Source organism: Bradyrhizobium sp. MI1.7 (genome assembly GCF_055811795.1).
The window spans coordinates 1-17,918 of sequence record NZ_JBVVPO010000108.1; the positions used below are offsets into that span (position 1 = coordinate 1).

General features: G+C 59.2%; 19 protein-coding genes and 1 pseudogene. 12 read left to right on the forward strand and 8 right to left on the reverse strand.

Annotated features, from left to right (window positions below; genetic code table 11):
• The first annotated feature begins 276 nt into the window (after positions 1-276).
• Positions 277-1,095: an alpha/beta fold hydrolase gene (locus tag AC0L3X_RS43830; RefSeq protein ID WP_244623331.1), complete on the forward strand. Its 819-nt coding sequence runs from the start codon at positions 277-279 to the stop codon at positions 1,093-1,095.
• 447 nt (positions 1,096-1,542) lie between these two features.
• Here AC0L3X_RS43830 and AC0L3X_RS43835 read toward each other — a convergent pair whose 3' ends face one another.
• Positions 1,543-1,851: a DUF6894 family protein gene (locus tag AC0L3X_RS43835; RefSeq protein ID WP_244623332.1), complete on the reverse strand. Its 309-nt coding sequence runs from the start codon at positions 1,849-1,851 to the stop codon at positions 1,543-1,545.
• Between the two features lie 40 nt (positions 1,852-1,891).
• Here AC0L3X_RS43835 and AC0L3X_RS43840 point away from each other — a divergent pair, with 40 nt between their 5' ends.
• Together AC0L3X_RS43840 and AC0L3X_RS43845 are read left to right on the forward strand one after the other, a co-directional pair.
• Positions 1,892-2,068: a DUF2934 domain-containing protein gene (locus tag AC0L3X_RS43840; RefSeq protein ID WP_084795268.1), complete on the forward strand. Its 177-nt coding sequence runs from the start codon at positions 1,892-1,894 to the stop codon at positions 2,066-2,068.
• Positions 2,069-3,051: 983 nt separating this feature from the next.
• Positions 3,052-3,486, forward strand: coding sequence for a hypothetical protein (locus AC0L3X_RS43845; RefSeq protein WP_085398627.1), 435 nt, complete (start codon positions 3,052-3,054; stop codon positions 3,484-3,486).
• 103 nt (positions 3,487-3,589) lie between these two features.
• Here the strand turns inward: AC0L3X_RS43845 and AC0L3X_RS43850 are convergent, their stop codons facing one another.
• From AC0L3X_RS43850 to AC0L3X_RS43865, 4 genes are all read right to left on the reverse strand, one after another.
• Positions 3,590-3,868 (reverse strand): ABC transporter substrate binding protein, encoded by a 279-nt coding sequence (locus tag AC0L3X_RS43850; RefSeq protein WP_084795269.1) that lies wholly within the window; start codon positions 3,866-3,868, stop codon positions 3,590-3,592.
• Between the two features lie 203 nt (positions 3,869-4,071).
• A complete protein-coding gene (locus AC0L3X_RS43855) occupies positions 4,072-4,374 on the reverse strand; it encodes an ABC transporter substrate binding protein (protein ID WP_084795270.1) in 303 nt (100 codons plus the stop codon).
• A 738-nt stretch (positions 4,375-5,112) separates the two neighbouring features.
• Positions 5,113-5,526: a nucleoside diphosphate kinase regulator gene (gene rnk, locus AC0L3X_RS43860; protein WP_354099094.1), complete on the reverse strand. Its 414-nt coding sequence runs from the start codon at positions 5,524-5,526 to the stop codon at positions 5,113-5,115.
• A 9-nt stretch (positions 5,527-5,535) separates the two neighbouring features.
• Entirely contained in the window at positions 5,536-6,027 is a 492-nt protein-coding gene (locus AC0L3X_RS43865) for a GreA/GreB family elongation factor (protein WP_063986618.1), read from the reverse strand.
• A 477-nt stretch (positions 6,028-6,504) separates the two neighbouring features.
• Here AC0L3X_RS43865 and AC0L3X_RS43870 point away from each other — a divergent pair, with 477 nt between their 5' ends.
• The 9 genes from AC0L3X_RS43870 to AC0L3X_RS43910 all read left to right on the forward strand — a co-directional run bounded on the left by AC0L3X_RS43870 (position 6,505) and on the right by AC0L3X_RS43910 (position 14,499).
• Positions 6,505-6,660: a hypothetical protein gene (locus AC0L3X_RS43870; protein WP_161495741.1), complete on the forward strand. Its 156-nt coding sequence runs from the start codon at positions 6,505-6,507 to the stop codon at positions 6,658-6,660.
• A 163-nt stretch (positions 6,661-6,823) separates the two neighbouring features.
• Positions 6,824-9,745, forward strand: coding sequence for a monovalent cation/H+ antiporter subunit A (locus AC0L3X_RS43875; RefSeq protein WP_085398626.1), 2,922 nt, complete (start codon positions 6,824-6,826; stop codon positions 9,743-9,745).
• Positions 9,745-10,086, forward strand: a complete 342-nt coding sequence (locus AC0L3X_RS43880; RefSeq protein WP_063985058.1) for a Na+/H+ antiporter subunit C — start codon at positions 9,745-9,747, stop codon at positions 10,084-10,086. Before AC0L3X_RS43875 ends, AC0L3X_RS43880 begins: the two co-directional genes overlap by 1 nt.
• Positions 10,083-11,714, forward strand: a complete 1,632-nt coding sequence (locus tag AC0L3X_RS43885) for a monovalent cation/H+ antiporter subunit D (RefSeq protein ID WP_201266105.1) — start codon at positions 10,083-10,085, stop codon at positions 11,712-11,714. Before AC0L3X_RS43880 ends, AC0L3X_RS43885 begins: the two co-directional genes overlap by 4 nt.
• A complete protein-coding gene (locus AC0L3X_RS43890; RefSeq protein WP_063985059.1) occupies positions 11,711-12,199 on the forward strand; it encodes a Na+/H+ antiporter subunit E in 489 nt (162 codons plus the stop codon). The genes AC0L3X_RS43885 and AC0L3X_RS43890 overlap by 4 nt, the downstream gene beginning before the upstream one ends.
• A complete protein-coding gene (locus tag AC0L3X_RS43895; protein WP_085398625.1) occupies positions 12,196-12,477 on the forward strand; it encodes a K+/H+ antiporter subunit F in 282 nt (93 codons plus the stop codon). The genes AC0L3X_RS43890 and AC0L3X_RS43895 overlap by 4 nt, the downstream gene beginning before the upstream one ends.
• Positions 12,474-12,824, forward strand: coding sequence for a monovalent cation/H(+) antiporter subunit G (gene mnhG / locus AC0L3X_RS43900; protein ID WP_063985061.1), 351 nt, complete (start codon positions 12,474-12,476; stop codon positions 12,822-12,824). Before AC0L3X_RS43895 ends, mnhG begins: the two co-directional genes overlap by 4 nt.
• Before the next feature lie 800 nt (positions 12,825-13,624).
• Entirely contained in the window at positions 13,625-13,897 is a 273-nt protein-coding gene (locus AC0L3X_RS43905; protein WP_473317472.1) for a universal stress protein, read from the forward strand.
• Entirely contained in the window at positions 13,813-14,499 is a 687-nt protein-coding gene (locus AC0L3X_RS43910; protein ID WP_473317473.1) for a universal stress protein, read from the forward strand. The genes AC0L3X_RS43905 and AC0L3X_RS43910 overlap by 85 nt, the downstream gene beginning before the upstream one ends.
• Before the next feature lie 201 nt (positions 14,500-14,700).
• Here the strand turns inward: AC0L3X_RS43910 and AC0L3X_RS43915 are convergent, their stop codons facing one another.
• From AC0L3X_RS43915 to AC0L3X_RS43925, 3 genes and pseudogenes are all read right to left on the reverse strand, one after another.
• Entirely contained in the window at positions 14,701-14,877 is a 177-nt protein-coding gene (locus AC0L3X_RS43915; RefSeq protein WP_161495740.1) for a hypothetical protein, read from the reverse strand.
• A 526-nt stretch (positions 14,878-15,403) separates the two neighbouring features.
• A pseudogene (locus tag AC0L3X_RS43920) lies at positions 15,404-16,285 on the reverse strand (class II fructose-bisphosphate aldolase).
• Positions 16,286-16,604: 319 nt separating this feature from the next.
• On the reverse strand, positions 16,605-17,243 hold the full coding sequence (locus tag AC0L3X_RS43925; protein WP_085398630.1) for an HD domain-containing protein: 639 nt from the start codon (positions 17,241-17,243) through the stop codon (positions 16,605-16,607).
• Positions 17,244-17,918 lie beyond the last annotated feature (675 nt).

Consider the following 17,918-nt stretch of genomic DNA (forward strand, 5'->3'; position numbering starts at 1 on the left):
CTCCCCGCGCTTCCACCGGTCCCATAACTCCGTCTTTTCTGCCGCAGTGAAACCTCTATGAAATCTCCGTTCCATCCTACACTCCATCTTTTCCCTCTAAGATAAAGTGTTGCGTCGATCGGTTGAGACCGCCCCCGGTGAACGGACATTCTCAGGATAGTGGGCACGTCTCAAACGGGCCACGAGCAGGCCTTGGCCGCGAACCGACGCGCGGATATCCTCCAAGGTTGCAATCCGCTTCGGTCCCGATCTTCCTCAAACCATAGGAATTTTGTCATGACGAATGGTGGAATTACCCGCCGTCGCATCCTGCGCAGTGCTGCAACCGGCGGTCTGGCGGCAGCAGCGACCCCAGGGGCGGTCGGTGCCGACCGCGCGCAATCGGCGCGAAAGACCTTTGTCTTTGTCAGCGGGGCTTTTTGCGGTGGCTGGATATGGCGCCGGGTCACTGACCGGCTCGAACAGGACGGCCATAAAGTGTTCGCTCCGTCACTCACGGGTTTAGCCGAGCGCTCGCATTTGCTGAGCAAGGATGTCGATCTGGACACCCACATTGCCGACGTCGTCAACCTGATCAAATGGGAAAGTCTCGAGAACGTCTGCCTCGTGGCTTGGTCCTATGCAGGCTTTGTAGGCTCGGGTGCACTCGAAAGCATCGGCGATCGCGTCTCATCGGTTGTATGGCTTGATGCCTACATTCCGGCCGACGGACAAAGGGTGGCGGACTACGCAGCCGAGCCGGTCCGCAAAGGCATACAAATGGCCATCGACAAGGGCGAGGCGGGCGTTCGCGGATCGGCGCATTATCCGGCCAGTGTTGTTGCCGAACGCGATCGGGCATTCGCCGAGTCTAAGGTTACTCCGCATCCAGTCGGCACCTATCTCCAGCAGATCAAGGTTTCCGGGGCGCTCCAAAAGGTGGCGAAGAAGACATACATCCGGCTCCCAAAATTTCCACAGCCGCCCTTTGACAAAGCACTGGCAGACTGCAAGAGCGACAAGTCTTGGGCCACATTCGAACTGCCGGATTTTGGGCACATGGCCATGCTCGATGCACCAGACCGCGTGAGCGAGTTGATACTGCAAGCCGCGTAAGATCGACCTCCCCGCAACGTAGGGGAAGACATCACGCCGGAGTGCGTTATGTCCGCCATGGGTCCAAAAGGCGAAATGCTCAAATTGCCTGCGTAGTCTGCTTTTCCTCCAGAAGCGGTCATCCATCCGTGCATTGCTGTGCCGGCTTCGGCGAGATGATCCACCAAAGGACGCGCCCGGTCTCGTAGAGGCTGAATGGCACGCCGACCCCGCAAACGAATACGACGGGCAAACCGCTCAGGTCGGGACCGTATGTGGGACGCTCCTGGCCACGCCGGGATTTGGCCGGGGGCCGACCTCGAGCTTTTCTAGGCGGGGCGTGCCGAGCTCAGGCCGGTTCATGGCTTAGCAGCGACGCCCCCGAAGCAGGCGGTGCGCGAACTACGCAGGTCAGGATCATACCCACAAAACGCCAGCAAATCGTGTGGAAAGGCCGGTCTCTGGGCCTCACTTTGGCACTTCAGCTTGAATGCGCAGGACGTAAAGCGTGGTCTGAAACTCGTCCGTCACTTCCATCTGCCAGTCTCGGGCCGGCGTCAGCTTCCCATCAATGCCTTGGAGCATCTGACGGGCTGTCACAGTGGCCTCGTTCCACGCCGCATGCTTGTCAGGAAGTTCCTCATCCTGGTGGTCGATCTCGCCACGCACGTGCTTGATATGAAAGAAGTATCTCGGCATGACCAGAAAATGCTGCGAAACTTTAGTTTCATGGGTTGCCGCGTCGCATCGCGGGTTCACTCCGTGCAGGAACTTCAACACCTCGCCCTACGTTTTCCCGGAAAGGGAGATCTCTCACATGACGGGTATGACCGAGCAAGACATCAGGAATCGAGCTTACCTCCTTTGGGAAAAGGCGGGCCAACCAGCAAGGCAGATGGACACTTTCTGGTACGAGGCTGAGAAGGAGCTTATCGCCGAGCGCAAAAAGCAGGGCGACGTGCCTTCCTACTTGCCCAACCTGGCGGCTAGCTGACCTTCGCAGTCATTGTTAAGACAGCGGCCTCTACCTGTATGCGATGTACAGCCGGATCAGCACGTAGCCCCAGCCGATGCCGTAGGCAGCAGCTGTGCAGACCAGGGCCGCGGCGGTGGCATACCATATGATCTCGTGAACGCTCACGCGCTCGCCTCTTGCGCCAGCGACCGCCGGCCCCCACAGCGAGGACGTTCAGCCCGATCCAGCAGGCGGCGGCGATCAGGGCGATGGTCATTGGCCTGCCTCGTCGAAGATGTGCGGGCTGAGGGCGGACTGCTCGACCAGAAAGCCGGCGCGGTCGAGCACCAGAGGGGGACGGTCCAGAGCCGCCCCAACTCGGCATTCATCGGGGACTGGGCGAGTCGCTTCGATTAGCCGATAACATCAGATCATTATACGCGCGGTGAAGTTCTATCGCTCTAGGAGCTTAATCGTTGAGACGGGCCACTTCCCGGGATGGCCAGCGACGGAAAGACGCAAACGTGCGCTTCGTCCAAGCACAATTCCTCGATAGTCCCTGCCTTTTCATCCGTCAGCACCACGGGCTTGCCGATCAATTCCGTCTCGGCTTTGTGATACTCCCACAGACTAGCGGCGGCGTGCGCTTGGCTCGGGTCATTGCCTCAGCTGTCTCCAACGCATCAGAGCGACTGTGCATGCAAACCTTAGGAAGCTGAGCAGGGTTCCTTCGGGTGCCAGATGGCTGCCGGCGCGCGCATCGCAGCATGTTGCTCATAGGAGTTAAACAGAAATTTTCTGTTCAATGAAAGCACGTTGGGGCATCAGCAGAGGTGAGCCCCTACCCTAGCCAGCCTGCTCACTCCGCTTCAACCTGGGCCAGGAACCGACTGGTTGGTAAGGTTCGCGTTTGAACTCTCCCGCGCTGTCATTACTGTGACTGGATTGCCAATTGCCCTTCCTGCCGCGCGGATGGTGTCGACGAACAGCCTCGCGGCCGGATTCCGACCAATCGGACCACCATGTCCTCCGGTTCCAGCGCCAGTATCGCCAAGAAAGCGCGCACGAAGGCTGAGGCGGATTTTGCCACCTGGCTAATGATGGCCAAGCTCGGTGGTTTCGATGACCTGCCGTCCAGCGCCCAAAGCTTTCTGACTAACTATCGAACTCGGCTCGAGACAATGAGCGAGGCCGAATCCACGGCCCTAGCCGTTCGCGAGGTCTACAGCGCTTATTACAGCGAGATGGGAGGCGTGGGCGCAGCGCCGGAACCAAAGGCTCGGACGCCAACGACAGAGGGCAAAGTCGTGCGGTCCCAGAGACCGCCTAGATCTCAACCCCGTGAATCGGCTGCGCGCCGTTCGACGAGGCCAATGACCCGAAAAACCCTCGCGGCGCTGCTGATTTTCGCGAGCATGGTGGCGCTGGTTGTCGCATTCAGATTTCTAGCGCAGTAATACCGCCCGCGGATTGTGTGCGACGTCCGCTTTTACCCCGATAGCGACTAAATAGCGGACATCGTGCACTTCGCATTTGGGCCAATTTCGGAAGTGGCGACGCTCATTCGATGATCCTGTCGGCACGACTCAGGATCGTTGACGGCACCACAATGTTTGAGGCCTTGGCCGTCTTGAGTTTGACGACAAGCTCGAACGTGGTCGGCCGCTCGACGGGGATGTCTGCCGGCTTCCCGCCTTTGAGAATGAGGTCGATGATCTCCGCGCCGCGCCGCCATTGCTCGCCATGATCGGTGCCGTAGGACATAAGGCCGCCTGCCTCCGCGAACTCGCGGTAGCCGTAGATAGCGGGCGAATGCAGGCGGGAGGCGGCCGCGGCGATTTCGGTCCGCTACTAAACGTGAGGCGGTCCTCGAGATCGCAAGGCCCCCGGCTCCTGCAACCTTGCTGGCCTCGAGCTGCGGCGCGATCTCCTCGGGCGAGCGCACAAGACCCGTAACTCTATTCTCCCGACATGCGCCGCGGTCTCGAGTTCCCTGTAGGCGAGGGCCGCGTACGGCGTGCCCGGGTTCAAGACCGCGGCAATCAACGAGGCGGCAGGGACGATCTCGCGCAACAGCTGAAGCCGGATGCCCTATATGCGGCTAGGTCCGACAGTCCGGTGACGTTACCGCCGGGCCGGGCGAGACTTGCAACGACCTCGGCGCCGGCAGGATCGCCCACAGCCATGAGTACAACGGGGATGCCGCTTCTGGCTGCCTTGCCCGCCGTGGCGGCAACCGTGCCAAATCCGGTGACAAGCGCGTCAGGCTTCATCCGAATGAGGTCGGACGCAAGGCCTCGCAAGAGTTCCGGCCGGCCTTCTGCCGAGCGATAGACGAACTGCAGGTTTTTTCCGTCACGTTAATCAAGCTGATCGAGACGGCGCAAAAAAATTCCGCACGAAGCTACGATCCTCACCTGCAAGTAGGCGAGGTAGGCAATGGTGAATGATTTGACTTTTTGTGCGCTGGCCCTGCGCGCGACGCCGAGGAGCGTGGCACCGGCTAGGATTTTCAATCAACGACCGCAGGTCCGTCATGCAAATGCCTCTCGCTCGAAGTATTCGAGCCGCAGACCAGAACGGGTCGCTCAAGAATGCTGCTAGATATCAAATGCGCCTTGACTACTCCCGAACAAAAATACGGACTTAACCTTCCATTCGCCGTTGGATTGGTGCTCATAAAGCTGAACGGTACCGCCGGACAGCATGGTCGTTTCCTCGCCCTTTACCAAATGAAGCTTTGAATAGCGAGGTAAGCGTAGTCTCCCATCTGCAAAGTCTCTACAAGCTCAAGCTTGTGATTTCTGACGCTCGTGCCTCTTTTGGCAAAGAAGTCGCGTATCGCCGTAGGTCCAGAGGCGCTGCGCCGGGTGGCATTAGACTGGCGTCGGCGGCATACATTGGCAGCAAGGCGTCGAAATTCGGATCGTTGATCGCAGCATCCCATTGCGCATCGAGTTTCGTCATGTCTTCAGGGAGCGGGTCCGCCCGAGAGAGGGCCCGCGATCCAGGCGCGACGCCCTCCTAGACGGCGCGCCCACATCGCAAGACGGCGAGGCTCGATCTGACTTAACGTACAGCCCTTATTCGGAAACAGCGAGAACGGTCAGGCCCCTGGTGCGCTTGTGGGGTGTCTCGAATTCGATCCGCTGCCCCGGCGATAGGCCGATCAAGGCCGCTCCAACAGGCGTCAGGACCGAGATCCGATTGAGTTCGATGTTTGCCTCATGCGGATAGACCAGCACGATCTCTCGGCTCGCACCCGTTTCGTCATCGCGATAGGTTACTTTCGACCCCATCCTGATCACACCTCGCAAGTTGTTCTCGTCCGTCACCGTGGCACGTTCCATTTCTCGAGCCAGAAAATGGGCGACTCGCGGAAACAGATCCATGCTCGAATTGGCCAAAGAACTGAGACGCCGCGATTCGTCCTCAGTGATCTTGATCGGCGGCAACACCGGCTGTTCTCGCAGGCTCTCAGCGTCGAAATTGCGCATTGATCGCTCCTATGCTGCAGTTGGTCCGGGGTCGTCATCGAACTGGTTGCCTGACCGCCTCGTCCCTCTCCGGAAGAGTGGGACGACCTTTGAATCCGATGGGGTCAGGCTTTGGACCCTGACGACATTCAGACATCCGGCGACAAAGTACGGCATCTGATCGCCGACCTGCAGTCCGATCAAAGCCGCACCCAGCGGGGTCAACACCGAAATGGAGGCGGGATCCGACCAGCACTCCTCGGGCCAGACCAATTGCACGGTGCGACGCGGAACGCCCCAATTCGTGCAATGAGTGACCCATGATCCGATCGTCACGAACGGACGGACGTTGTCCGCTTCGTCCGGGACGATATCGGCGCGGTTGATTTCGCCCATGAGGAATATCCCGTCCAAATCTCCTTTTTGGACGGCGAGGCGGGCGAGCTGTTCGAGCCGCGGATAGTCTGATGCGGTCAGCGCGATTTTTGGAAGAGGCAGCACGGCACACTCCTTCTGCTTCAAGACGACCTCTCGAGTGGAGGTCACGAAAGCTGGAAAAGAGCCCGGACGGCGCGAACACCGTCCGGCTAACCGCCTGCTTGGAGGCGGCCGGCGTGAAGAGCAAAACGCGCGGTGCGCGCATCAATGTCGATGACATAAGCCATGATGCTCTGACTATAGTAGTTCATTTCCCTGGAAACATTGCGACGAAACCGCACAGCACCTGTGCACGCGAAGTATCGAGAGGGGACAAAGGGACGTCGTTGGAGTGAGAGGGGCGGACAATCACGCGGGACTGCCTGGCTGCGTAAGAACATGCGTCGAAAGATTACATCGCGTGGGATGGCCAGGCTGGCGTTGCTGCAGGCGATCACTCTTTGCTTCACCGGTAGACCTGGGCGGTTTGACGTGAATGTGAGCCGTAGTTCTACAGAGCCATTGTTATAGTCGGCGTCGATCGCTTGCACCTGCGATGGAACACTGAACGGGCGCCATGACATGCGATACCGCTCCGAGGTCAGCCCAGCTGAGGACACCGAGCCGGTCGAGATGAGTGGCTGGCGGGTGATCGCGCTCTGCGGATTCTACGCGTTGCTCGGCGCTCTCGCGGCCGTCGTCGCCGCTGCGACTGGCACGCTTCCACACTGGATCTGAACCGCTCGATTGCGGAGCCAGTGTCCGCCAGAATGGCGGTTTCCGGGTCAAACCAATCACAATGGCGCTAAATCTAGCAGTGGAGATATCGATCCGCCTCGGCTAAGCAATTGAGGATCAGCGAAGCATCTCTCCACCTCGCAGCCTGGGGCAATGAACGCAAATGTTCCTGCTTGCCGTTCTCGTCCTTCCTTTCGCAGGAAGCTTTATTGCGGCACTCTTGCGGGTCAATGCACGCAACGCTGAAGCATGGCTCGCTGGATCGATCGCACTTACAGCTTTTTGCCTCATCGGCGCGGCTTATCCGAACGTGACGAATGGCCGCGTTGTCGGGTGGCGAACGGACTGGGTCGCTGAACTTGGACTCGCATTTGTGCTGAGGCTTGACGGGTTCGCATGGGCCTTCGCCATGCTGATCACCGGCATCGGCTTTCTGGTGGTGCTGTATGCCCGCTACTACATGTCACCCAGTGATCCCGTTCCGCGGTTCTTCTCCCTCCTGCTCGCCTTCATGGGGGCAATGCTTGGAATCGTGCTCTCCGGCAACCTGCTGCAACTTGTGTTTTTCTGGGAGCTGACCAGTCTCTTTTCATTCCTGCTGATCAGTTACTGGCACCACAACGCGGCTGCGAGAGACGGCGCGCGCATGGCGCTGGTGATCACGTCGACGGGCGGGCTTTGCCTCTTCGCTGGCGTGCTGCTGATCGGGCACATCGTCGGCAGCTATGACCTGGAGCAGGTGCTGGCTTCCGGAAACGTGATCCGTTCGCACGCGCTTTATGTCCCCGCACTCGTTCTGATCCTTCTCGGCGCTCTGACCAAAAGCGCGCAATTCCCGTTTCATTTCTGGCTGCCGCACGCGATGGCCGCTCCAACTCCCGTTTCCGCTTATCTCCATTCGGCAACAATGGTGAAAGCCGGAGTGTTCCTTCTGGTGCGGCTCTGGCCGGCAATGGGTGGAACGAATGAATGGCTGTGGCTGGTGGGCTCGATCGGCCTGATCACGTTTTTTCTGGGCGCGTTTCTCGCCGTGTTTCAGCAGGATCTGAAGGGGCTACTGGCCTACTCGACGATCAGCCATCTCGGACTGATCACGCTTTTGACCGGACTCGATACCCCATTCGGGCAGATCGCGGCGATTTTCCATATCATGAACCACGCGACCTTTAAGGCATCGCTGTTCATGGCGGCCGGCATCATCGATCACGAAACCGGCACGCGCGACATCCGCCGCCTTAGCGGGCTATGGGCCTTCATGCCGATTACGGCGACGCTGGCCATGGTGGCTGCCGCGGCAATGGCGGGAGTGCCGTTGCTGAACGGTTTTCTGTCGAAGGAGATGTTTTTTGCCGAGACGATCGAGGTCCATGACAATTCCCTCGTCGATCAGGCGCTGCCGTACATCGTCACTCTCGCCAGCACGTTCACGGTTGCCTATTCACTGCGCTTTATTCGCGACGTGTTCTTCGGCCCGGCTCCAACCGGCTTGCCACGCGTTCCACATGAGCCGCCCCTGTTGATGCGACTTCCGGCCGAACTGCTCGTGCTGGCATGCCTCGTCGTCGGCGTCGCGCCGGCTCTCACCGTAGCGCCGATCCTCGATACGGCTGCTCGGGCGGTTCTCGGCTCCGCGATGCCGGAGTACAGCCTTCGTCTCTGGCACGGAATTACGCCCGAACTTCTGATGAGCATAGTAGCGATGGTCGGGGGGTTGGGCGTCTACGTCATGCTGCGCTCCTACCTGCTCGTGCACGAGGGACCGCCGTTGCTCGGTCGCATCAACGGTAAGCGGATCTTTGACTGGGTGTTGGTGACGTTGTCCTGGCGCCTTGCGCGATGGCTCGCCACCAATCTCGGGACGAGACACCTCCAACCACAATTGCGAATCTTGGCTGGCGTGGCGTTCGTCGCTGCCCTGCTACCCCTGTACGCCCGCGGCCTCTCGCTGACGGGACCATCAGGACGTGAATTCGACCTCGTCTTCGGATTACTCTGGGTGGTGGGCGTCGGTTGCGCGGTAGGAGCCGCGGTCCAGGCCAAATTTCATCGGGTGGTCGCGCTGATACTGCTCGGGACCGCGGGCCTCGTCACCTGCGTCAGCTTCGTCTGGCTGTCCGCTCCCGATGTCGCGCTGACGCAGATCGTCGTTGAGACGGTTACGACGGTTCTCCTATTGCTCGGCTTGCGGTGGCTGCCAAAACGCATTGCTCAATCAAGCCCGGACGAGGCACGCGGCAGCATTCGGTGGCACCGCGCTCGCGACTTCTCCATCGCGCTCCTCGCCGGGCTCGGTTTGGCCACCCTCGCTCTGGCAGCTATGCAGCTCCCGGATAATCACAGCATTTCACGATACTTCGTGGAAAACGCATACACGAAGGGTGGCGGAACCAATGTGGTGAACGTCATCCTGGTTGATTTCCGCGGGTTCGATACGCTCGGCGAGATCACGGTGCTTGCGGTCGTCGCACTGACCGTCTTCGCGCTTTTGCGCCGTTTCCGTCCGGCCCCCGAAAGCATTCCCGTTCCCGAACAGCAGCATGCCCAGGATGCCCACGACGAGGCTCATCCCGATCGACAGAAGGGCGACACTGCCAAGGACACGCTTGCTACCGCGGCATTGATGATGGGGCTGCTGTTTCCCGTGATCGGCGTCGTGGCCATTTTCCTTCTATTGCGCGGGCACGACCTTCCGGGCGGCGGCTTCGTCGCCGGCATCGCAATGGCGACAGCGTTCATCCTGCAATATATGGCTCGCGGCACGGTTTGGGTGGAAGCTCGTCTTCACGTCATGCCGGTGCGTTGGATGGGTTTCGGCCTCGTGCTGGCAGGGTGTGCGGGAGCTGCCGCCTGCGTTTTCGGACACCCCTTCCTGACCTCGTACTTTGCATATGCCGAATTGCCTCTGCTCGGTCGCGTCCCCACGGCCAGCGCTCTTCTCTTCGATATCGGTGTGTTCTCGCTCGTCGTCGGCGCCACGGTCTTGATGCTCATCGCAATCGCGCATCAATCGCTGCGTCGCTACGGCGTGCCGCTCCAGGCGGGGCAACGCGCGCCCGGTGAGCGACCGAAAGAGGGGTTGGTGTAATGGAGCTTAGCCTGGCCATCGGCATAGGTGCGCTTGCGGCGTCCGGCGTGTGGCTGGTCCTCAGGCCGCGCACGTTTCAAGTCATCATCGGGCTTTCGTTGCTCTCTTACGCCGTCAACCTCTTCATCGTGGCCATGGGGCGGGCGCGGACGGGAGCGCCGGTGCTGATCGCAAAGGAGATCGGGGATGCAATGAAACATGCTGACCCGCTACCACAGGCGCTCGTATTGACTGCAATCGTCATCAGTTTTGCGACGACGGCGCTGTTCCTTGTCGTTCTCCTCGCGTCGCGCGGCCTGGCTCGCACCGATCACGTCGACGGTCAGGAGCCCGAGGCGTGAGCGGAATCGCAAATCTGGTCGTTGCGCCCATCGTCCTGCCCCTGCTTGCCGGTGCAGGCATGCTGCTCTTGAATGGAGAGCGGCACCGCAACATAGTGGCATCCGTCAATGTCGCCGCAACGGTTGCACTCGTTTGCGTCGCGATGATCTTGCTCGGAATGTCTGATTCGGGTCACCCCGGAATCAGGGAAGTCTATCGCCTGGGCGATTGGCCCGCTCCTTTCGGAATTGTCCTCGTTCTCGATCGGCTCTCCGCGCTCATGCTGCTCCTGACCAGCATCCTGGCGTTGGCGTCGGTTGTGTTCTCTCTTGCCCGTTGGCACCGGACAGGCGCGCATTTCCATCCGCTCTTTCAGTTTCTGTTGATGGGCCTCAATGGTGCCTTCCTGACCGGCGATCTCTTCAACCTGTTTGTCTTCTTCGAGTTATTGCTGGCCGCTTCGTACGGCCTTCTGCTGCATGGTTCCGGTCTCGCACGGGTGAAAGCTGGGTTGCACTACATCGTCGTCAATCTGGTCGCGTCGCTGTTGTTCCTGATCGGGGTCAGCCTGATCTATGGCGTCACCGGGACGCTCAATATGGCGGACCTCGCGGCGCGGATACCTGCAATCGCTGCGGAGAGCCGCGGTTTGCTCGAAGCAGGCGCCGGCATGCTGGCGGTGGCCTTCCTGCTCAAGGCCGGCATGTGGCCCCTGTGTTTCTGGCTGCCGACGGCCTACGCAGCCGCGAGTCCACCGGTGGCGTCGATCTTTGCGCTCATGACCAAGGTCGGCGCGTATATCATCCTGCGTCTATCGCTGTTGCTTTTTGGTGAGGGCAGCGGCGCGTCAGCGGGCTTCGGTAGTGACTGGCTGTTGTGGGGCGGGTTGGCGACGATCGCATTCGGAGCAATCGGCACATTGGCATCCCAGGACACCGCCCGTCTCGGCGGCTTTTCGGTGCTGGTATCCTCCGGAACCGTACTGGCAGCCACAGGGACCGGACAAGTCAGTGTCACCGGTGGAGCACTGTTTTACCTGGTCAGCTCGACTCTCGGCATCAGCGCGTTCTTCCTTCTGGCCGAACTCATCGAGCGCGGCCGCGAACCCGGAGCTGATGTGATCGCCGTCACCCGGGAAGCTTATGGAGAGGATGACGACGCGGACGATACGGAAGAGGAGGTCGGCATGGCCATTGTGGCCACGATGGGGTTGCTCGGCGTCGCCTTTATGGGGTGCGCGCTAGTCATCGCCGGGCTCCCGCCGCTGTCGGGGTTCATAGCCAAATTCGCGCTGCTGACGGCGGCGCTTCGTCCTGCAGACATGCATCCGGGCGGTGCCGTTCCTGGCAGTGGATGGGCGCTCCTGTTGGCGCTCCTCGTATCCAGTTTCGCGGCGTTGGTCGCGCTGACCCGAGCAGGTATACGCTCCTTCTGGGCCTCGCCAGATCGCGCCGTGCCGCGTGTGCGCTTGATCGAGATGGCGCCCATCATGTTCCTGTTGATCATTTGCGCGGCCCAGACAGTGCTCGCCGGTCCGGTGATGCGTTTCATGCAGGCAACGGCGCAATCGCTGCACGCGCCGGCGGGCTACGTCAGCGACGTCCTGGAGATAAGCGCCCAAGGCAGTCGAAAGGCGGGCGGCAAATGACGCGATTCCTGCCCTTTCCGCGGATGAGCTTCTGTCTGCTCGCATTGTGGCTACTGCTCAATCAGGCAGTCACGATCGGACATGTCCTCCTCGGTTGTGTGATTGCGCTCGTCGGCGGGCGGTTTCTCACCGTACTGGAGTTACCAAGCACGCGCGTCAGGCGACCCGGCGTCCTTCTACGCCTGCTGGGATTGGTGGCGATTGATATCATCCGCTCCAACTTGGCGGTTGGCCGGATCATTCTCGGTTTTGGGCGCCGACAGCGAAAATCCGGATTCGTGAACGTTCCGCTCGATATGCGCAATCCCTACGGACTGGCGTTGCTGGCCTGCATCATTACCTCGAGCCCCGGAACGCTGTGGGTGAACTTCGATGCACAGAAGGGTTTGTTGATGATCCATGTTCTGGACCTGGTCGATGAAGCCGAGTGGATCCGCACGATCAAGCAGCGCTACGAACGCCATCTGCTGGAGATATTCGAATGAGCCAGCTCTTGCTGATCTACGCGCTTTCCGCCGCGCAGGTACTTCTGGTGTTGGCTATCGGCTGTGGCGTGGTCCGCATCTTTCGCGGGCCGCGGGCACAGGATCGCGTTTTGGGCTTCGACACGTTGTCCGTGAACGCGATGTTGTTGCTTCTGACGTTCGGGATTCGATCCGGCGAAACGCTCTATTTCGAAGCGGCCCTGGCCATGGCCCTCTTCGGTTTTGTTGGTACGATTGCGCTGGCGAAGTTTCTGCTGCGCGGCGAGGTGATGGAATGAACGGCATCGAACACCTGCCGCCCTGGGCTGCGGCTCTCACGGCATTTCTCCTGCTTGTTGGCGCCGCCGTCACACTGGTCGGTTCGCTGGGCCTTTTGCGGCTCGGCACATTCTACGAGCGGGTCCACGCGCCGACGCTCGGGACAACGCTGGGCACCGTATTCATTGCAGCTGCTTCAATCGTTTGCTTTTCGGTACTTCAGAGCAGGCCAGTGCTGCACGAAATCCTAATCATCGGGCTTGGCGTGGTAACCACGCCTATTGCCTTGACCGTATTGGTGGGCGCAGCGCGATTTCGCGATACTGCCGAAAAGAGTGCGCAGGTTCGCGGACCAGAGGGCAATTAGCGCGAGACGCGCGATTTCTTGCAGCAGGTTCCTTGACCGGCGAGTCGGCCAATCCAGGCTAAATGTCGCATTTGATTTCCTGCATCGCATGCCCACCTCTAAGTGCATGATGTATGATGCTGAGTAGTAAACGAGTTCGCCGAAGTCTTTGCAGATTGGCCGCCTGATCGGAGGCAATCAGCCCCGAACTCAGTGCACGTCGCGGCCGCGAGGGCTCTAGCTCGCTGCCCCGCAGGGCGATGCACATGCCGCTGGCAAACAAGCCGTACGGCACACAGAGGCAGTGATGACTACAACGCTACGACGCCGGATTTATAGGACCCAGCTGCAGATCCGCCGGTAACCCGGACGATGCCACATCGTCCGGGACGGCACCTCAATAGTTCTGCAACCAAAGCCGGGAGTTTCTCATGTCAGTGTTTTTCGCGCTGCTCGTCCTGACCTCATGGGTCATGTTCATCTGGATTTCAGATCCCGATGGTTTCCGCGAGGCATTCGCTCGCCGCCAACCGCCAATTCCTCACGACCCTAAAAGGTGACGTTGAGAGGTTCACCTCCGTCACCGCGTACAACAGTTGCTTATGAGCGAGAAAGATATCGTGCTCCGGATGTTCGCGGGGCGCGATGCTTGGTTGCTTCTCGGCTACAGATCGTCGGTCCAAGCCAATCTGGTGGATTAGACGAACGAAGCCGGCACGCGACAGCGTCATAGGCCCTCCGCAAGGCAACCGAATTGCCGCGCTGGTCGAACTTGGCAAGCCATCGTTCTTGCTGCCGTTCGCAATTACAAGGATTATGACATGAACATCGTAGCTGCGACAGATTTCTCGACGCGCTCCAACCGCGCTCTGCGGAAGGCCGGCCTCTCAGCGCGCTCCCTTGATGCAAAGCTGCACCTTGTTCATGTCGTCGACGATGATCAGCCAAAAGAGCTGGTCCACATCGAAGAGCGTGAGGCACAACGGGTGCTGGTGAGCAGATCGTATCCATGCCGGAGCTGCAAAACGTTCAGTGCTATCCGACTGTGGTCAAGGGCCATCCGGCTGCAGCAGCCGACGCGGATCTCGTTGTAATGGGAGCCCATCGCAAGCAGTTTCTGCGCGATATCTTCACGGGCACCACAATCGAGCGTGTTATTCGCGGAGGAAGGTATCCGGTTCTGATGGTGAACAACGAGGCGCAGCGGCGCTATGAACGCGCTCTAGTGCCAGTTGATATGTCGGATACATCGGCCGATGCAATTCGCGTGGGCCTGTCCACCGGACTCTTGGCGGAGGGCACGATTCTTCACGCCTTCTCGCCGATGGCGAAAACGCGATTGCTCAGCTCTGGTGCGAGCGGGGCTGTAATCAGCGGATATGTCGATAGCGAGCGTCAAAAGGCAATGGAGGAGCTGACGAAGTTTCTGGTGACGAACAAGCTCGGCACGCAACGATGGTTTCTCCAGGTCGCCGAGGGCGGGCCTATGCAGGTCATCACCCGTGCTGTTTCGGAGAGGCGGCCTGACATGCTGGTGATGGGCACGCACGGCCGATCTGGCATGCTTCGGGCGTTGATCGGGAGCGTAACGGAAGAAGTCCTGCGTTCGTTGAACGTGGACGTTCTCGTTGTTCCTCCCGGCGCCTCTGAACGCACAATAGCAAATCCACCGATCGCCCCTGCCCCAAAGGCGTGACGCGTGCCGCGGCTCATCGCTCGCGAGCGAGTCATGCGCGCTCCGCCTGCAAACCGGCGGCGATCTGGCAAGAGACCCCCAGGAAATCGACGCCGTCTCTTGGTCTCCGCCCGCGCTAGGCGTCGGCAGCCGTGTTCGCAGGGCCGGCGACCCCTCCTTTCAGCGAACAACGGCTCCCACTCGGCCGGGTTGGTCGATAGACTAGCGGCGCCTTCGTTCAGCGTCGCGCGCAGCCGGCTTTGCTGCGTGTGGTTTAGTCGAGCCCCGCGTGATTTTCAACGGATCGCTGGCCGGAAAGGTTTGCTGCAATTGCCGGTCCAGCTCCTCGTCGAGTTCTCGCTTCTCCCGCTGCTCCGATGTTTCGTAGTGCTTTGGCATTGCTCAATCTCCGCGTTTAGCACTTGGTGACCGGCCGTCTGCCACCAAAGAATTGTGGCGCCAAATACGCACAGTTGACGGTAAAGCGAGCGGAATTGAGGATTTAGAATCAACAAAGATCTTGAGGCAACAGCGCAGTGCTCGGGGCACCAATGCGGAGTTCGTGGTGCCGAGGCGCTCTACAGGTTGCAGTCTGGTGATGCACTGCGCAAGCGCATGCAACGCTTCGAGTACCTGGCCCTGCGCTGTTGCGCCTAAGATCGGGCATTCCTGTCGGGGTGACGTAGATCCGGCGGATCAATTGTCCGGTCCGGGTCAATCGCTGCACGGGCGAGCCAGCGGTAAGTCCGGCTAATGTCGGCCATCCCGCCGAAAGCGGAAGTAACTTCAGAACATTTGCAATAGGCCGGTGCGGGTCGAATGCCTTGACATGTTGAAGCTCTGAAATCGGAACCTCGAATCATGCGCTAGGAACTCAGCGACTGTGAGTGGCCGCCATTCCACCGACAAGAGCGAGAGCACTCCTCTAAAGATCGAGTCTCAGAGCTTGTTGAACAATTTCAATCGAGAGGTTCACCAGTCGACGTGTCGCTTCCACGACTGCGGGCAGGATCTTGTACGGAACCACTTCGTGCGGCATAGCTGCGAGCGCTTCATCCAGGCTACGACGCCAAGCCACCCTGAGCTCAGTGTTCACATGAATAATGTTTATGCCGGCATCTATGGCACTGACGAAATCGACATCCTCCGTTCCCGACCCGCCATGAAGCGTAAGCAACGTCCCAGTGGCTCGCTTGATGGCCGCAATCCTTTCAATGTCCAGGTGCTTTCTAGTCTTTCCCTCAACCATGCTCCGCAGCATGCCGTGCATGTTGCCGACCGCAGGGGCCAAGATGTGTATACCGGTCGCCTCGACAAAGGCCTTGGCCTGCTCCGGATCAGTTAACCCGCGGCCGAAATCAGGGGCAGCATCATGGATCCGCGAGCCCGTTCCGATGTCGCCGATTTCACCCTCTATCAGGATCGACGGATTGATGTCTTTGAGCATTTCAACCGCTGCTTTGGTTTTCCGGATATTTTCGTCGATCGGAAGAGCTTAGAGATCGAACACTATGGAATTGAAGCCAACGTTTGCGGCGGCCATCGCCGATTCCAACGAGTGGGTGTGATCAGCGTAAAGATAGACTGGGAGTCCTTCGCCATCGCGGAAGCTTGCGACCAGAGCCGATATTTGCCTATCACCGAGAAGCTCGCGTTCGCCCTCTGAAACCCCGACGACGACAGGAACCTGCAGGTCCTTGGCCGCCGCCACGATGCCTTCAGTGTCCATAGATCCGATACATTGAAGTGGACCGACCGCGTTCTTCTTCTTTTGGGCGTCCTGATAGGTTGTAAGCAGATTTTTCACTATTTCCTCCCAATACGAGCGGACGATTGCCGACTGAATAATTTTGTCGATGTTCGAGCCATCGAGACATTTGTGGCCTAGCCTGCGCAGATCGATACCGAAATCCGCTGCAGTAAGAGACGGCGCGCCCTGGAGCGGGAGTGCCAGCGCAACACCGATCAGCTGGAGCGCCAGCCATCGTCAAGCCGATTACTGTGAACTACAGTGCGACTGTCGAGGAAGCTCGCACGGATAATTCACGTGCTGTTGTGTTTCCCGAGTGCTGCAACAGCGTAGCGATCGCTCCCGACCACCTCCAGATGGCCGGCGGCTGGCAGGGTCAGCTATGCCACGGGTTGTTGTGGATCCAAGTGCACGCGTTTGGCTTGCGAAATGTGGGATCGCGATATTCGATGTAGTCGAAGTTCACCGTCCCGAACGTTGTCTGAGGCTTCTTTAAAGCCGAGCAAGTCTGAACCTCGATAAATTCGCTCTTGAAATTACCGCGGGGAAAAGCCGCGATGACTTGGTCGCGTTGCTCTGGCGTGTACTCATCATATCCAATCCCGACGACGTCCACCAAAACACCCGCGTTTGTGAGAGCGATCTCGGGCCGCATATACTGGGGGATACCAGGCGTGGTGTGTAGGGCGATGGCTTCCCACACCAGATCCGCCTTCGATTCGGAAATGCCATGGCTCTTGAGAAATTCGCGCGCTGCATCTGCGCCGTCGACTTCAAAACGTTTTGTCTCGGTATGATAAGTGTCGATAAGGCCTAAGTCATGAAACAGCGCAGCGACATAGAGCAGTTCAGAGTCGAATTTCAGGTTCTGGCGGACACCCTTCATTGCACCAAACACGAAGACTCGAACCGAGTGGTTAAACAACATCTCGGTTTCGTGGTGCCGCACCAGTTCGGCGGCTTCGCGCGCGATCTTGCTATCCGGGATCTTAATGCCGAAACTTACGTCGTTCATTGTTAAACTCCTGTCTTGTGCGCGCTGAACTGCCGACAGCACCGCAATTCATGCCCGCCGACGCTTTAGATCGATACCCACAAGGTAACCCGCGAATGTTGGACCGGAAGTACCCTTCTGTATGACGATACTGCAGTGCGATTGAGGCTGAAAGCAGGGTCTCGCTCGGGCAGTGTGGCTGTCGTTTTCTGATCAGCGGTCCCTGTTCTCGTGGTGCACTCCATGGATTAGGGGCGGCTTGAAGCTCCTGAGGAAGCTCGCCACCCTAATCAAAGAAATGTGCAGGACGCCAAGTACAAACCGCGGGAAATTCACTTCCTGCGAGTAAGGATCAGATGTAGGGAAATTGCGCGAGAGCTGGTTGATGACCAGCTATTGTCGTTCCCGGTCTAGAATTTTAAAATGCGATAAAGGCTACGAAGCCCATCTCTCAAACACGCAGAATCTTGCGGGTTGTGGAGAGCGCCGAGCGTAGGTGTGACTTTTGAACTCGGCAATAGCGCAAGCCGGCGGCTGACTCACATCTTGGTAGGAGTCAAGAATGGGAAGCACTCTCGTCGGTAATGGTCCTGCTGATTCTTCTATGTTGGCATGGCGAGTACACAAATTCGGCGCGCCGGACGTGATGATATTTGAACGGGTCCCAAGGCCAGATCCTGGTCCGGGCGAAGTTCT

Excerpts from the sequence above, each read along its gene's own strand:
- AC0L3X_RS43845 (WP_085398627.1), top strand. The coding sequence starts at position 3,052 with ATGTCCTCCGGTTCCAGCGCCAGTATCGCCAAGAAAGCGCGCACGAAG.
- AC0L3X_RS43895 (WP_085398625.1), top strand. The coding sequence starts at position 12,196 with ATGAGCCAGCTCTTGCTGATCTACGCGCTTTCCGCCGCGCAGGTACTT.
- AC0L3X_RS43840 (WP_084795268.1), top strand. The coding sequence starts at position 1,892 with ATGACGGGTATGACCGAGCAAGACATCAGGAATCGAGCTTACCTCCTT.
- AC0L3X_RS43890 (WP_063985059.1), top strand. The coding sequence starts at position 11,711 with ATGACGCGATTCCTGCCCTTTCCGCGGATGAGCTTCTGTCTGCTCGCA.
- rnk (WP_354099094.1), bottom strand. The coding sequence starts at position 5,526 with ATGCGCAATTTCGACGCTGAGAGCCTGCGAGAACAGCCGGTGTTGCCG.
- AC0L3X_RS43880 (WP_063985058.1), top strand. The coding sequence starts at position 9,745 with ATGGAGCTTAGCCTGGCCATCGGCATAGGTGCGCTTGCGGCGTCCGGC.
- AC0L3X_RS43830 (WP_244623331.1), top strand. The coding sequence starts at position 277 with ATGACGAATGGTGGAATTACCCGCCGTCGCATCCTGCGCAGTGCTGCA.
- AC0L3X_RS43910 (WP_473317473.1), top strand. The coding sequence starts at position 13,813 with ATGCCGGAGCTGCAAAACGTTCAGTGCTATCCGACTGTGGTCAAGGGC.
- AC0L3X_RS43875 (WP_085398626.1), top strand. The coding sequence starts at position 6,824 with ATGTTCCTGCTTGCCGTTCTCGTCCTTCCTTTCGCAGGAAGCTTTATT.
- AC0L3X_RS43925 (WP_085398630.1), bottom strand. The coding sequence starts at position 17,243 with ATGAACGACGTAAGTTTCGGCATTAAGATCCCGGATAGCAAGATCGCG.
- AC0L3X_RS43870 (WP_161495741.1), top strand. The coding sequence starts at position 6,505 with ATGCGATACCGCTCCGAGGTCAGCCCAGCTGAGGACACCGAGCCGGTC.
- AC0L3X_RS43905 (WP_473317472.1), top strand. The coding sequence starts at position 13,625 with ATGAACATCGTAGCTGCGACAGATTTCTCGACGCGCTCCAACCGCGCT.
- AC0L3X_RS43915 (WP_161495740.1), bottom strand. The coding sequence starts at position 14,877 with ATGCCAAAGCACTACGAAACATCGGAGCAGCGGGAGAAGCGAGAACTC.
- mnhG (WP_063985061.1), top strand. The coding sequence starts at position 12,474 with ATGAACGGCATCGAACACCTGCCGCCCTGGGCTGCGGCTCTCACGGCA.